A 13,680-nucleotide genomic window follows, 5' to 3' on the forward strand; every position below is an offset into this window, starting at 1 on the left:
GATAAACTCCTGATTTACAGTACGTATCAATGGGCAGTTACACAAATCTCAGGACAGTCCCTGGAGCGCTGATTGATGTAGGAGAAAGAGCGTTACACCGGAGAGCCCTGCGGAGATGGCGACCCAGAATATATTCCTTGATTGCTCAAAACAGTTCTGCTTGCCTTCATGAATCCAACTCCAAGCTACTAACCCGATCCACGCCGGCATTAGCAGGGCTGACTTGATGGTGAGTAGGAAGGCCAGGGAAAGGGAAATACCTGCAATTATGGCGCTTAGGCGCTTTTGTCGGAGGACAAGCCAGGCTGAAAATAAAACGAAGAAGGACGCCATGGTGTCCGCGCGAAAGCTGCTGGCGTGTTGTAATACAAAGCTGAAGCTAGCGAGCGAAAAGGCGGAGAAGATCGCGCTGGGGTTTGATAGGAACTGGCGGCCTATGAGGTAAACGAGTACACACGTCCCCAGAAATACTGACCATATTGTAAGACGAGCTGCAATAATCTGGTCAATTTCGCTTGTTCCGACATTGGGAAGCCAGCCAAACAGTTGAGCATGAAAAGTCTGAAGCGGTTGGGACAATTGTCCAGATGCTAGCAGGTAGACTTTGGAGAGATAGTTGTACTCGTCCCAATTCGCTCCGAGGTTTCGCGACAGTTCCAGGCAAGCAGCAAGGCAGAGTGTAACCCCAAGGGTCAGGGCCACTGTGTTTACTGAGGGCCTTTGGCTGGCGATATTCATTTCATCTTTTCTGATGCAAGGCCTAACGTAACCCGCTTGGTCTATTTGGTAGGCTTATCTGTCTGGGGTCTGAAGTCAAGTCTATCGCCATTTGCGCCCTGAGGTTTCGGAGCGCCTGGTGTCGTCCTCGGATACGATTGCGTGCTCCTTAATAAGTAGCGCCCAGGGCTGACGGCTAGTCGTGCAATTCCAGCGCTGCAGTGGGAGCGTTTGTCCTCTGTTACCTATCCTTGTTTCGAGCAGTTCCTCAGGGATATGGCGCTTGGGGATTTTATTCGGTTTGGTTGTTGGGCATGAGCGAGTTTGCGCCATGGAAAGGAAAACCCCCGCAGAGCGGGGGTTCCTAAGTCTTGGCTTACGCCAATTTACCGATCAAGATGTTACTCGATCAGGTGCCGCGGCATTCGGCAGCGACGTGCTGCTGATTGGCGTGGGTGGAAGTGCAGTTCCACTGAATCGAGTCGCCGATACTGCCCTGAGTCGGTGTAAACGTGAAGGTGCCGGCGGAGGTGCCATCGCTTCCGGTGCTGTTAATGGTGATCACGCCAGCGGCAATGCCGACATTGTCGCAGCGCGGAGTCGCAACCTGAGCCGGGTTGACGCCAACCTCATTGGCGGTCAGCGAAGCGTCCGTGGCCACAACACCGTTGGCCTGTGCAGTTTCGGAGACTGCCAGCTTCAGCGAGGAAGCCAGGTTAACGCACTCCGAGTTGGCGGTGCGAATCGAGTAGTTCTGGTAGGCCGGAATGGCAATCGCCATCAGAATGGCCAGAATGGCGATCACGATCATCAGTTCGATGAGAGTGAAACCGCCTTGTTTGCGCATGGTCGTGGTCATAATGACTCCTTTATGGTTGTCAACAGTCTTCAGGTTGAACGTAAAACTTGGCTTTGGCCAAATCCGATTTTCGTTTCCCCTTCAAGGAATATAATGCATGAAGCATGCCATCCAGGCAACTGGGTGCGAATTAGGCCAGGGCTCAGCGTGGTAATTTGCGGACTGTACGACTGTAGGCCTGTAGATTTGGCCTGATTTAAGCCCGGGTGACAATTTTTGTCACGTTGCGTCATTTTTGGTCGCTCTTGTCTGGCTGGAGCTAAGGGGTTCGGCAGTTTGGGGGTACATATCGTGCGTCCCCGGCCCTCAGTTCACACAGCCAGGTAATTCCGCCGTCAGACGCAATCGTTGGGCTGAGCGTGATGACTGGATCGGGCGTTGCGCCTGTATTGCGGGTGGTTACGGTTATTACGCCACTTCCGTCATTGGCAAGTTCCACGGCGTCCACATATTCAGATTGCTGACTGGCGTGCCCAGTATTGGTCGGTGTGGGACTTTGGTTGGCGCTAACGGCTTCCGCTACGGCGAGCTTCACGGGTGCGGCCGCATATACGCCTTCACTGACGCGAGCGCGGATCGTGAACTGCTCGTAGGTCGGCATGGCGATGGCAACAAGGATCGCGAGAACCGCTATAACGATCATCAGTTCGATAAGTGTAAAGCCGTGGTTCTTTGTCTGATTCATAGCGCGTTCCCGCCTGGAGTGATGCAAGAAATCCCTGCAATTCTCGTGGCATGAGGGTTAAGGTGTGACGGGCGTCACATTACTGTTCGCGCGATGCCATGCACCCGCGTCACTGTCGAAGCCGGTGCCTAGGCGTGGCCTCTAGAATGGTCGCATACGTCGTTGCGTTCAGTCCGAGCAATGTAAGCAAGGATTTCCGAGGGGCGCCCAGCCCGCGGCAGCCCTATCGCTGCGCGGCTGCCCACTGTACTATCCTGAAGTAGCAATTGGCGCTTAGGTTGGGTGCGGCCGCGTGATATTGGTAAGTGTCGGAAATGAATAGAAGGCTATATCCAGCTCTTCCGGGCCTTTCGAGTGGTTGGATTCCTGTTTGGCGCTTGGAGCCATTCTGGGCTTTTTCTGCATGCTGGATCGTGGTCGCGATTATGCTATACAGCTTCGGCAGTCCGCCTGCGGGGCCCGCAGTTTTTCCAGACGAGGTGTGCCGCCTGGGTTGGGCACGATTGCTATCTGGGGTCGGCCCGCACTATGAAATGTCTCCCGGCGCATACTGCCAACCCTACTACCCGCTGCTGCTTGCTCCCTTCCAATGGCTGACGCAAGAACCTCAAGGTACACAGCGAATTGTTTTCGCAATAAATACTGCCACAGCCGCGGTATGTCTACCCTTGGCGATTCGGTTGGGGATCCGGCATTTTTCAATGAATGCGCGTGCCGCTTGGTCCGCTGGAGTGGCAGTCTTAGCCTATCCCTCGCTGACTCTGTACAGTCATCACGCGTTGCCGGAAACCATCATCTTTGCGGGTATGCTGCTTGCCTTTGCATTTTGGTGTAGCTGGGTTGCGCTTCCAACGTGGCGGCGGTTCTTCCTTCTGCTGGCAACGAGCTTTGCGCTCTATGCGCTTCATAGAAAGATGTTGGTTCTGCCCGTTATGCTAATCGGAGGTGCCGCAGTTGGCTGCTGTATAAGCAAAAAAGCAGAATACCGAACCCGCTTTCTGTTGGCTGCGCTTGGTTTTGTGGTTGTGCTTGCGCTTGATGAGCTAGTAAAGCGTCTAGTGCTTTCAGGCCACTTTCGCGCGGGTGACGCAGGTGCGCTAGACTTGCTAGCTCATCTGGGTTCGCTAGAAAACGTTGTGCAAGCAACCGGTAGAGGCGCTGGGATACTTGCGTATGGCACTTTAACTACAGGCGGCTGCATATGGTTGGCAATCGCCGTAGCGCTGGAGGGCGTGCGTTTGCGGAGCTGGAACAGGCGCAGCCGCTTGGATTGCATCCTGACAAAGGCGGCCTTTCCCGTCATCATGGTTTTGGTGCTAGGACTAGTAACCGCGCTTAAGTTCGTGACGGGGGAGCGCTTTGACTTCTGGTTCTATGGTCGGCATGTGGACGCAGCCTTGGCGCTTGCGATGATTCCCGCAGTGGCAGTGATTTCGGAGAAGTGGTCGAATTGCAACATATTAGTTAAGGCCCTCGCGTTGCCGTTCGCCGCCTTCCTGGTTTTAGCTGCCACAATTCAAGGGCCGCCGTGGGCTGACTTCTCTCAAGTCCATACGGTTGGCGCAGGCGGCGTCATGGATTGGTTGTACCAGGCTGGAGACCGTTGGTCACTTTTAGTCTACTGCGGTTTGGTCTTCTTGATAACTACTTTCATGTGCTTGGCGAACCTTAGAGGGCGGCTTCGGTTCCTCGCGCTCGCGCCATTTGCCGTAATTACAACGATGACGCACATTACTTCAGAACCTTTTAAGGGCGTGCCACTGAATGAGGCTATTCCGTATTCCGCCGCTACTGTGCTTCGTGAGGCGCGCCACTGCCACATCTACTGGGATGCCCGCAACGGTGGGAGATTTAGGCAGCATCAATACTTCAGGGTTCAATACTATTTTCCACAATGTTCTATAGAAATAATTCCTGCAAATAGCCTTGCGGAACCAGGGGGTTTCGTTATAGCAAGGCGCTCATATGCGTCGTGTCAGTCAGAGGTCGAGTGCCATGATCTGCATCCAGATCTTGTGCTGTATGAGATTGTAAAGTAGGGTCTATGCTTAAAGCACTCTGATGCTGATAGTTATGCGGTATGAAGTGGGGTGGAGCGCTTGCACCTGATCGTCGCGCCATAAACCAGCTTCCACTGTCATTGGTTCGTAGCTAGTGGGCCCATGGGAATAGGCGGGTTTATCCAACTGGTCTAAGAGCGTTGTGATGCAAGTTCTCCTGCTTCGGATCCGGGGCGGGGTTGAGAGAAGCAATGCCGGTACAAACGCTCGACTCGTGATCGCCGCCAAGTCAGAAGATTCGGGAGCGCGACTCGGAGTGTGGCGCGATGTACGGCAACAGGCAGGGCTTTTGACCGCGCTAGTGACCGCCTTTTCTGGGTTCCTCTGGTTCGCCGCGTCTCCGCCGAGAGCAAAACCGCGATAGCCAGGTCAGGTATCAGTATGCTGAGGGCTCGGGTCGGCCTCACTTGATCCTCGACACTAGTGGCAAGCTCGCGGATCATGAGCGCATCGAACAGAAGAGTCAGCAAGAGTGTGCTTCGCCGGCTTTGATCTTTCCGGTTAGATTTGACCTTCTCAGCGTAGCTCATGTCGGCTGGCGATTTGCAGCATGCTCAACAGCCGCCTTATAAATCAGGCCTATCTGCTGAAATGCGAGGTCGCGGACTTCCGGAAGCTGAGCCGAGATCTTGCTTCTTATCTGTGGCTCGTTGCGTAGGGTTCGGTCGAACATTCTGAGTAAATGCTCTGTCTGGCATTTATCATAGTTGATGGCCTGGTCGCCGAGAGAGAAGTTGGAGAGCACTTCCGAATACTTGTGGCTCCATCCGACGACGAGGCACGGAACTTCTTCTGAAATGGCGCCTACCATGGCGTGAAACCTCGATGTTACGAGGCATCGGAAGGTTGCTGTCAGTTCACGAAGTGATTCGGTGTCTAACTCCCGATCGACTAGTCTGCAGCCGTTCTGGTAGCTCAACCTGGCGTGAATCGCGCGGCAAAGCGGTAAGTCATTATTGTGTTCGCGCTCCGAGTCGGGGCGGGCACTGTGAGAAAACAGGACAACCTGATGTCCTCTTTCGACTATGGTGTTGATGAAATCCGCCAGTGTTTCGACGTAGTCGATTCCGGCTCTAGCGGCCTTGCCCGCGGCGACAGCGCTAGGTGCAACTCCTATGACGCTTGCGGGGCGGCTGTGGCAGTGTTCCTGCGGGGCTGTTCTGCTTCGGTGTCGCTTGCGGATCGACGGAAATGCGAACGCGAGATCGGTTGCTTGGGAAACATTGGTGAGTCCGATCGATTGGATGTGGGAAAAAGTGATACTGCCGCGCGCAAATATGTGGTGCAGTCGAGGCAGAAAAGTTCGCGCCGCCAGGCGGTTTAGCCGTGATTCGAAAGGTCCTATCGCCTGGGCGACCTTCACCACGGGTAGGCGCATGAGCAAGCCAGGTAGCAAGACGGCAATGTTGTAGATGAGAAAATTCAGCCGTCCGTCGTTGAAGCTGATGCCGCACTGGTCAACGTAGATGTCCGCCTGGTGCAGTGCTCGGACAGTCTGCGAGCGCCGAATGAGCCAGGGGCGAAGTGGCTTGAATAACCGGTGAAGCAGGCACAGAGGGATAATTGCCAGCACCAGGGCAATGGGAGAGGCAGGGACGATGCGCAGGCTTTCAAAACCGTTGCGTTCGGTGTCCTGGGGCGGATAGAGGCTCAACAATGCAAACCGGGCCTCTCCGTCGAGCGATCCGATGCCGTGGATGAGCGTCTCGAGCATCGCCGATGCCCCCTTGTTGCCATACAGCGCTGAACCGATCACAGCGTAATTCATTCGTTCATCCACCTTCGGGCGCGGCACGACACCAGTACTGCCGCTAGGGCCAGGTCGGCCAACAGGTTATAGATGCGCGTGATAATTGCAAGAAGTGCGGCCTGTTCCAGGTTGAAGTAGTGGATGCAAAGGCCCACGAGCACACCCTCACGCACGCCGATGCCGCTCGGCGCGAAAAAGGCCAGCGAGCCAAGGATGCCTGCGAGCATGTAAAAGGCCACCAGCGGTGCCCACATGTCGACGGTGACGCCGTACAGCGAATGCGTGATCAGTACGAAGGCAACGCCGTTCAGCACCCTAGGCACAAGATAACCCGCTTGCATTTTCGCCAGAAATCGCCCGGACATTCTAGCGGACTTGGGAGGTTTCGGCTGACGGAGGAATCGGTAGAGAAACTCAGTCAGTCGCTCAGTGGTTGGTCGGTGGAGCAGTGCCAGAACCGGTAGAAGCAGTAATAGAGGCGAGAGCATCTGAATGCTAATGGCCGAATCCGTCAGGGCGACGGCCAGAACGATGGGGATGGCCGGAACGGTAGACGCCAGCAACAGGAACAGCGTTTCCAAGGCGAACGAGTTCAATAGTGTTGCCAGTTCAATCCCTCGGGCCCGGGCGGTGGCGGCCCTGTAGGCGTAGGACCAAGCCTTGCCCGGAAGGTATTTCAGCAGCCAGGCTGCGATGTAGACCTCGACCGCGTCGAGCCTCCCAAGGGACTCTGCCCTTGCCGAGCGGTTCAGGATCGACCGCCACAGAAGCGCCGATACAGCAACGGCCAAAGCGAAACAGGCAACAGCGACGGCCGTCAATGGATCCGGCGTCAGGCATGCTCCTTCCGTGGCTTGCAGGTGTTCTGCTAGAGCAATGGCAAAGAAGTAACCGACGGCCCCAAGGGAGACCGCCGTCAGCGACCGCCTGATCCATCTCCAAGCTCTCATCTGGCCAGTTTGCCCCGGCATCGATTGAATGACCGGAAATACTCCAGTCCCTTCTTTCCGGAGTACGGCACCAGGCCCTCCGGGTCAGGATATCCGAAGCCGACAAGCATAGTCACACGTTGACTCGACTCCAGCCCGAGCAAACGTTGCATGCGCAATTCAAGGGGTTCGAAGTCCGGCCAGTTGATTACCGTTGAGGACAGCCCTAGCGTTTCAAGGCCTAGCAGAAAAGACATTGTCGCGAGGGAAGAATCGATATAGATGGCGTGGCGATCCCTGGGGCTAGCGTAATTGTCCAGGTTGCCGACGACAACGGCCAGCGCCGGAATCTGTTGAGCATAGCCCTTTGTGCCGAAGGGTACGGAAGCAACCCGTTTAACAAGTTCCGGTTCGTCGTAGATCATAAATTCGTAGGGCTGGCGATTGCAGGCCGTCGGCGACAGCCCTGCAGAAGTTAGTGCCTTGTCGATGAGCGATCGCGGCACTGGCTCTTGGAGAAACCATCGAATCGACCGGCGACGCAGAGCGAGCTGGTGGAAATCCTCGTGGCCAAAAGGACATGCCGGACGGTTTCCGGCAGGATATGGTGCGTTCTCGTCCCCGTCCGAATCCGGTTGCTCGGTCCGCTTGAATGTTCGGAAGGCCTGCTCAGTCACAGATGTGACTTCGACGGTTTTGAAATAGCGGCGCAGGACATCTTGCGCCCAACGCAATTCTTGCTTGTCAGGACCCTTCTCGCTCTCGCCGCCTGATCGAAGACAGCGTCGGTATTGCTCGACTGCATCCGCAATATACCCTTCCGCGAATCTGCTCCGCAGCGGACGCATGCTGAGGCCCTTCTCTATCCGGTGGATGCTCCGGCGTAGCTCTGCAGATCGACGTGAGCGTGCTGAGAGACTCCTGTAGTAGTCTCTTCTGCCTCGCAAAACTGCGTATTGTTCGCGATTAAAGGTCGGGAATGCCAATGTTGCGTAAAGTGTCGCCAACAGACGGTTACTCGCAAAGATTTCGAGCGTGCCGCGGACGGCATAGTAATGTGCTCGCCGCACAGCGCGAAATTGTGCAAGGCTTTCTACGATTCCCTTGATGAATTCAAGCATCTAGGCGTACCTACAGCGCTGACGTTGCAATTCCTGACCTGTGAAGCCCTTAGTGATGAGAGAGGATCAATCCGTTGCTTTGATCTGGGGGGGGGCGCTTGAAGTGCCTTGCCGTGGGCCCGCCAGGTTCTCGGCGTCTTTGTAATTCAATGACGTGATTTGCTCTGAGATCAGCCCGATCAAGAACACGATCACTGCTGCGCTGAACAGCAGTAGACTCATGTTTGTGAAGCGGCCTTGCGTTACGTAAGTGAAAAAGTAGTATCCGACGCCAGTAAGAAAAAACAAAGCACTTGCGGGGAGGAATAGCTTCAAGGGGGCATAGAGCGTGGCGATCTTGAAAATGATCATCAGGAACCTGATGCCGTCCCGTACTGGTCGGATGTGGCTCTTCCCCTTTCGTTTCGCGGCCTTGATGTCTATGAAGTCCACGGGGTAACCGGATCGCATGAACGCCATTGTTATAGTAGTTGGGTATGAAAATCCGTTAGGTAGCAAGTACAGATATTGACGAAACTTCTGGGCTTTCGCTGCTCTAAATCCAGAAGTCAGATCCGGAATGGCCTGGCCTGTGACCATAGAGGCGACCAGGTTGTAGACCCCGTTGGCCATCAGGCGGCCGGTATTGGCGTGTGAACTGGCGCCGGCGCGGGCGCCGACAACCATGTCGAATCCTTGATCGAGGCGTTCGAGCAGGCGAGGGATGTCAGCAGGATTGTGCTGGCCGTCGCCGTCCAGAAAGACAAGGGTGTCGCCGCTAGCCTCCCGTGCGCCGCGTTTGACGGCTGCGCCGTTGCCGAGCGCATGCGGGTGGTTGATGACTGTGGCGCCGGCTTCCTGGGCTAGTTTGGCCGTGTCGTCCGTGGATCCGTCGTTGACAACGATGACTTCCGCATGCGGGTAGCGCGACATGATATCTCGGACGACTTCGCTGATGGCGGCCGCTTCGTTCTTTGCCGGAATGATGATGGAGAGTCTTGGGTTTTCCATGATTCCTAAAGTCTGGCATCCACGGTTTCCCGGCCAAACACGCTCTTGACGTCGTAGACGATGCCGTCGCTACGGGCATAGGCGCGAATGGCTTCTATGCCCTGTTCCCGGAACTGGTCGTGGCCGACGGCCACGATGACACCATCATAGTCGGCGCGCTCAGGTTGTTCGATGATTTCTATTCCGAGCTCGGAACGGGCTGCGGTGCTGGTGATCCAGGGATCGTGGATATCCACCTCAAGCCGGTAGCTTTGCAACTCTTCGATGATGTCGATGACCCTCGTGTTTCTTATGTCGGCGCAGTTTTCCTTGAAGGCCAAGCCCAGGATCAGGACCTTGGCGCCTCGCATGCTGATTCCTCGGCGGATCAGCAGTTTGACAAGCTCGCTGGCGACGTGTCTACCCATGCCGTCGTTGATGCGGCGGCCGGCGAGAATAACCTGAGGATGGTAGCCGACGGCTTCGGCCTTGTAGGTCAGGTAGTAGGGGTCCACGCCGATGCAGTGCCCGCCGACAAGACCCGGCCGGAAGGGCAGAAAGTTCCATTTGGTGCCGGCCGCTTCGAGGATTTCCGTGGTGTCCAGGTTCAGTCGGTTGAAGATCAGTGAGAGCTCGTTGACCAGTGCGATGTTGAGGTCGCGCTGCGTGTTCTCGATGACCTTGGCGGCTTCGGCCACGGCAATGCTGCTGACCGGATGCGTGCCGGCTTCCACGACCGATTTATAGAGTTCGTCCACGAATTCTGCGGCTTCGGGGTTGCTGCCGGCCGTGATTTTGACGACGTTTCTCAGGCTGTGGGCGCTGTCTCCGGGGTTGATCCGTTCCGGGGAGTAGCCGACGAAGAACTTCTTGTCGGTTGGCTTATCTTCTGCTTGCCTAGATCTGACCGGCTCGTCTTCGGCGTTGCCGGTTTGATTCCACGCGCAATGGAGGCCGGATAGCGCTTCCAGTATGGGAACGCAAACTTCTTCGGTGCAGCCTGGGTAGACCGTGGCCTCGAAGATGACGATGTTGCAGGGCTCGAGAAGCGGTGCAATGGTGCGGCAGGCGTCTTGCAGGTGAGTCAGGTCGGGCCGCTTGTGGCGATCGACTGGAGTGGGTACCGCGACGATGTAGACGTGGCAGTCGGCTAGTGAGCCTGTGTCTGCAGTGAAACGAAGCTGCGAGGCACCTCTCAGTTCGTCGGTGCTGACCTCCCGGGTAGGGTCGCTGCCACCTTGCAGGCTTTGGATGCGCTGCTCATCGATGTCGTAGCCGATGGTTTCCTGCCGCTGCCCGAATGCCACTGCCAGGGGCAGTCCTACGTATCCAAGCCCGATGACGGCAATGCGTGCTTGATTTGTTTGGGGAAGATCCTTCGGCATTCGGACGGAAATCAACTTATGTTTGCAGTGGAAAGTATGACAGAAATGCCGGGCGCGCTATAGCCCATGGAATGAGCAAATGGCACGCTATCGGGATGATTGCCGTATGCATGCCTGTAAGCCTTTGTGCGGCAGAATAGCGGAAGCTTTTGTGACGGCAGTCACAATCTGCTATCGTCAGCATCGTTGACCGGGCAGTCGACAGGGGGCGTGGTGGCTACGGGGCTGCTGCGCAGGGGTGGGCAGAATAGGGAATACAGGACCAGCAGGGGATGACAACAGGTGGGAAGTTGTTCGGCTCGGCGCAGGCCGCCGGGGAGGGTGTGGACGCTCGTGAGCTGTCCGGGCTGCTGCTGGACGTCATTCCGGGCATCTTCTACCTGATCGACACCCGCGGTCGCGTGCGGCTGTGGAATTCGCGCCTGCAGGAGCTCACCGGCTACAGCGCCGAGCAGATCGGGCGCATGTCGGCGCTGGAGTTCTTTGCGAAATCCGACCAGGAATCGGTCGAACTGGCGCTGGAGAAGTGCCTGGTCGAGGGGTATTCGGCCATCGACGCCTCCGTGCTGACTGCTCGTGGCGCCAGCCCGCCGCATCATTTCCAGGGGCGGCGCGTGGAGCTGAACGGCGAGAGCATGATCGCCGGCGTGGCCCTCGACGTCTCGCGCCTGAAGGCCGTTGAGGCCGATCACGCCCGCCAGCGCATCCAGCTCGAGCGCCTGGCCAGCCACGTTCCCGGCGCCGTCTACCAGCTCCAGCGCGACGCCGAAACCGGCCGGATGTGGCTGCCCTACGCCAGCGCCAAGTTCCACGAGGTCTTTGGCACGGACTACGCAACCGTGGCGGAGGATGCCGAGCCGCTGTTCCAGCGCATTCACGAGCAGGATGTCGAACGGGTGCTGAAGTCGGTCAACCGCAGCGCCGAGACCCTGGAGCCCTTCTTCGAGCATTTCCGCATGTACCCGGTCGGGCGGCCGCAGACCGACGAGAACCTGGAGTGGGTCGAGGTCGATTCCGGCCCCGAGAAGCTGTCCGACGGTAGCGTCATGTGGCACGGCTTCGCCCGCCTGGTCACCCATCGCCGCCAGCTCGAGCGCAAGCTCACCCGCCTGGCCTACTACGACGAGCTGACCGGGCTGCCCAACCGAGCCCACCTGCAGTCCACGTTGCGCGACGAGCTGACGCTGGCCGGTTCGGCGCGCGAGGGCCTCGCCGTGCTCTACCTCGACCTCGACAACTTCAACGACATCAACGACGCCTGGAGCCACGCGGCCGGCGACCGGCTGCTCAAGGAAGTCGCCGAGCGGCTCGATTCGCTGGTCACGGGGGAGGGCGTGCTCGGCCGTGTCGGCGGCGATGAATTCCTGGTCATTCTCCGTGGTCGCGAGGCCGCGTGTCGTGCCGAGGTGCTCAGCGACGAGATCTGCCGCACGATGGAGGCGCCCATGCGCATCGATCAACGCCAGGTGCGCATGACGATCTCCATCGGTATCAGCCTGTTTCCCGACGACGCGGATTCCGCCGAGGACCTGGTCCGCCATGCCGACGCGGCGGTCTACAAGGCCAAATCCCAGGGCCCCGGCCGCTGGGCGCGCTACACGAAGGAACTTACCGAGGCCGCGCGCGCCCGCCGCTATCTCGAGACCGAGTTGCGCAGCGCCATCGAGCGCGAGCAGATCCAGGTCTCGCTGCAACCCATCGTTTCCCTGTCCGACGGCCGGCCCGTTGCGGTGGAAGCCTTGGCGCGCTGGTACCACTGGGAGGACGGCTGGCTCTCGCCGGACCGCTTCGTCGCCATGGCCGAAAAGCGCGGCCTGGTCGCCGCGCTCGGCGAGCAGGTCTATCGACGCGCCATGCGCGCGGTGGCGGCCATGGACGGCACCAATCTCGCGATCAACGCTGCGCCCAGCCAGCTTCAGGATCCGGGATTCTGCGCCCGCCTTGTGGAGATGGGCGAAGCGGCCGGGCTGGGGCCGGAACGCCTCGAAGTCGAGATCACCGAACGCGCCTTCATGCGCGACAACGCCGAGTCGCTCAAGCAGATCAGCCGCCTGCGCGAAGCCGGCATCAGCGTCACCATCGATGATTTCGGAACCGGCTTCTCCTCCCTGGGCTACCTGCGCCGGCTCCCGGTTCAGCACCTCAAGATCGACCGCACCTTCGTTCGCCACATCGAGGACGACAGCGCCAGCGCTGCCATCGTGAGAGCCGTCACAAACCTGGCCCACGACCTGGGCATGGAAGTCACGGCCGAAGGCGTGGAAACCGCCGCCGAGGCGGAGTTCGTGCGCGGTGTGGGCTGCGACTATGCGCAGGGGTGGTATTACGGGCGGCCAGACCTGGTCGATTGACGGGTTTAGGTTTCAGGGTTCAGGGTTCAGGTTTCAGGAACAACCACATCGTCGCCCCGGACCTGATCCGGGGCCTTCCATCGGTTGGCGCCTTCGGTTGGAAGGTCCCGGCTCGGGGGCCGGGACGACGCTTCGCGTCGACTTGACCCGGGGCCTTCCTTCTACTGGCGCCTCCGGTCGGGAGGTCCCGGCTCTCCGCTTCTCTACGGCCGGGATGACGGGCTGGTGCCCGTCAATCCGGGGCATTCCATCCAGTGATGACTTTGCCGCTCAGGCCGCGTCGTCGATTTCCCAGCCGGGGAAGACCAGGACGGCCGGGTGGCAGGAAAGGGCGCGGGCCAGGGTCTTGGCGCGCTCGACGCCCAGGTTGACGCGTCCATTCTCGATGGCCGAAATCGTCGATTGGGCGATACCGGTCATTTCGGCCAGTTCGGTCTGACTCAGTTCCTGCAGCTCGCGCAGGATGCGCAACGATTCGCCCGGCGAAACTTCGACACGGGTCGGCGCCCGAACAAACTCTTCGTTACCTCTTGGCGTAGTCATGGGGATTGATGTCCAGTACCTGTATCAGTAGCCGATTGCCTTCCACGCGGTAGATGATGCGCCACTGCTGGCCGAGACGGCTCGAGCGGAATCCGCGCCATTTGCCATTCAGTGCCTCATCCCGGAAACCCTTGATGCGTTTCAGGCCTTGCGGGCCGGAAAGTCGCGCAATGTCTTTCCACTTTTCGTAGCGTTTGAGCACTTCGAGCGGCACCTTGGCCCGACGCAGCTTCTTGTCGAGGTCTCGGTGCTCGAAAATCTGCCACATATCAAATATAGTATAGTGCGTACAGCGTCTGTCAAGCGGGGAT

General features: G+C 58.1%; 12 protein-coding genes. 2 read left to right on the top strand and 10 right to left on the bottom strand.

The annotated features are described in order from the left end of the window. Nucleotides 1-48: 48 nt before the first annotated feature. From DZC52_RS15050 to DZC52_RS15880, 3 genes are all read right to left on the bottom strand, one after another. On the bottom strand, nucleotides 49-738 hold the full coding sequence (locus DZC52_RS15050) for a glycosyltransferase family 39 protein (RefSeq protein WP_116651981.1): 690 nt from the start codon (nucleotides 736-738) through the stop codon (nucleotides 49-51). Between the two features lie 388 nt (nucleotides 739-1,126). Next, complete coding sequence (locus DZC52_RS15055) at nucleotides 1,127-1,576, bottom strand: pilin (RefSeq protein WP_116651982.1); 450 nt, start codon at nucleotides 1,574-1,576, stop codon at nucleotides 1,127-1,129. Between the two features lie 259 nt (nucleotides 1,577-1,835). Beyond that, nucleotides 1,836-2,261, bottom strand: coding sequence for a pilin (locus DZC52_RS15880; RefSeq protein ID WP_116651983.1), 426 nt, complete (start codon nucleotides 2,259-2,261; stop codon nucleotides 1,836-1,838). A 701-nt stretch (nucleotides 2,262-2,962) separates the two neighbouring features. Between DZC52_RS15880 and DZC52_RS15415 the strand changes: the two genes are divergently transcribed. Beyond that, a complete protein-coding gene (locus DZC52_RS15415) occupies nucleotides 2,963-4,300 on the top strand; it encodes a hypothetical protein (RefSeq protein ID WP_147307731.1) in 1,338 nt (445 codons plus the stop codon). Nucleotides 4,301-4,847: 547 nt separating this feature from the next. Here the strand turns inward: DZC52_RS15415 and DZC52_RS15070 are convergent. From DZC52_RS15070 to DZC52_RS15090, 5 genes are all read right to left on the bottom strand, one after another. Next, complete coding sequence (locus tag DZC52_RS15070) at nucleotides 4,848-6,089, bottom strand: polysaccharide pyruvyl transferase family protein (protein WP_116651985.1); 1,242 nt, start codon at nucleotides 6,087-6,089, stop codon at nucleotides 4,848-4,850. Further along, nucleotides 6,086-7,021, bottom strand: coding sequence for a lysylphosphatidylglycerol synthase domain-containing protein (locus DZC52_RS15075; RefSeq protein WP_181918983.1), 936 nt, complete (start codon nucleotides 7,019-7,021; stop codon nucleotides 6,086-6,088). The genes DZC52_RS15070 and DZC52_RS15075 overlap by 4 nt, the downstream gene beginning before the upstream one ends. Next, complete coding sequence (locus tag DZC52_RS15080; protein WP_116651987.1) at nucleotides 7,018-8,121, bottom strand: nitroreductase family protein; 1,104 nt, start codon at nucleotides 8,119-8,121, stop codon at nucleotides 7,018-7,020. The genes DZC52_RS15075 and DZC52_RS15080 overlap by 4 nt, the downstream gene beginning before the upstream one ends. Before the next feature lie 66 nt (nucleotides 8,122-8,187). Next, on the bottom strand, nucleotides 8,188-9,111 hold the full coding sequence (locus DZC52_RS15085) for a glycosyltransferase family 2 protein (RefSeq protein WP_116651988.1): 924 nt from the start codon (nucleotides 9,109-9,111) through the stop codon (nucleotides 8,188-8,190). Nucleotides 9,112-9,116: 5 nt separating this feature from the next. Then, complete coding sequence (locus tag DZC52_RS15090) at nucleotides 9,117-10,475, bottom strand: nucleotide sugar dehydrogenase (RefSeq protein WP_116651989.1); 1,359 nt, start codon at nucleotides 10,473-10,475, stop codon at nucleotides 9,117-9,119. Nucleotides 10,476-10,747: 272 nt separating this feature from the next. On the opposite strand from DZC52_RS15090, the gene DZC52_RS15095 reads away from it, so the two are divergent. Beyond that, nucleotides 10,748-12,826, top strand: a complete 2,079-nt coding sequence (locus DZC52_RS15095) for a putative bifunctional diguanylate cyclase/phosphodiesterase (protein ID WP_116651990.1) — start codon at nucleotides 10,748-10,750, stop codon at nucleotides 12,824-12,826. A gap of 270 nt (nucleotides 12,827-13,096) precedes the next feature. Here DZC52_RS15095 and DZC52_RS15100 read toward each other — a convergent pair whose 3' ends face one another. After that, nucleotides 13,097-13,369, bottom strand: coding sequence for a helix-turn-helix domain-containing protein (locus DZC52_RS15100; RefSeq protein WP_116651991.1), 273 nt, complete (start codon nucleotides 13,367-13,369; stop codon nucleotides 13,097-13,099). Further along, the gene (locus DZC52_RS15105; protein WP_116651992.1) at nucleotides 13,350-13,637 is read right to left on the bottom strand and encodes a type II toxin-antitoxin system RelE/ParE family toxin; all 288 of its coding nucleotides are present in this window, start codon (nucleotides 13,635-13,637) and stop codon (nucleotides 13,350-13,352) included. Before DZC52_RS15105 ends, DZC52_RS15100 begins: the two co-directional genes overlap by 20 nt. Nucleotides 13,638-13,680 lie beyond the last annotated feature (43 nt).

This window comes from Wenzhouxiangella sediminis (assembly GCF_003410055.1).
GTDB classification, from domain to species: domain Bacteria; phylum Pseudomonadota; class Gammaproteobacteria; order Xanthomonadales; family Wenzhouxiangellaceae; genus Wenzhouxiangella; species Wenzhouxiangella sediminis.

What these genes read in the sequence shown, in the direction of transcription:
- DZC52_RS15075 (WP_181918983.1), bottom strand. Translation starts at nt 7,021, where the DNA reads ATGAGAGCTTGGAGATGGATCAGGCGGTCGCTGACGGCGGTCTCCCTT.
- DZC52_RS15105 (WP_116651992.1), bottom strand. Translation starts at nt 13,637, where the DNA reads ATGTGGCAGATTTTCGAGCACCGAGACCTCGACAAGAAGCTGCGTCGG.
- DZC52_RS15085 (WP_116651988.1), bottom strand. Translation starts at nt 9,111, where the DNA reads ATGGAAAACCCAAGACTCTCCATCATCATTCCGGCAAAGAACGAAGCG.
- DZC52_RS15055 (WP_116651982.1), bottom strand. Translation starts at nt 1,576, where the DNA reads ATGACCACGACCATGCGCAAACAAGGCGGTTTCACTCTCATCGAACTG.
- DZC52_RS15100 (WP_116651991.1), bottom strand. Translation starts at nt 13,369, where the DNA reads ATGACTACGCCAAGAGGTAACGAAGAGTTTGTTCGGGCGCCGACCCGT.
- DZC52_RS15070 (WP_116651985.1), bottom strand. Translation starts at nt 6,089, where the DNA reads ATGAATTACGCTGTGATCGGTTCAGCGCTGTATGGCAACAAGGGGGCA.
- DZC52_RS15095 (WP_116651990.1), top strand. Translation starts at nt 10,748, where the DNA reads ATGACAACAGGTGGGAAGTTGTTCGGCTCGGCGCAGGCCGCCGGGGAG.
- DZC52_RS15080 (WP_116651987.1), bottom strand. Translation starts at nt 8,121, where the DNA reads ATGCTTGAATTCATCAAGGGAATCGTAGAAAGCCTTGCACAATTTCGC.
- DZC52_RS15090 (WP_116651989.1), bottom strand. Translation starts at nt 10,475, where the DNA reads ATGCCGAAGGATCTTCCCCAAACAAATCAAGCACGCATTGCCGTCATC.
- DZC52_RS15415 (WP_147307731.1), top strand. Translation starts at nt 2,963, where the DNA reads ATGAATGCGCGTGCCGCTTGGTCCGCTGGAGTGGCAGTCTTAGCCTAT.
- DZC52_RS15880 (WP_116651983.1), bottom strand. Translation starts at nt 2,261, where the DNA reads ATGAATCAGACAAAGAACCACGGCTTTACACTTATCGAACTGATGATC.
- DZC52_RS15050 (WP_116651981.1), bottom strand. Translation starts at nt 738, where the DNA reads ATGAATATCGCCAGCCAAAGGCCCTCAGTAAACACAGTGGCCCTGACC.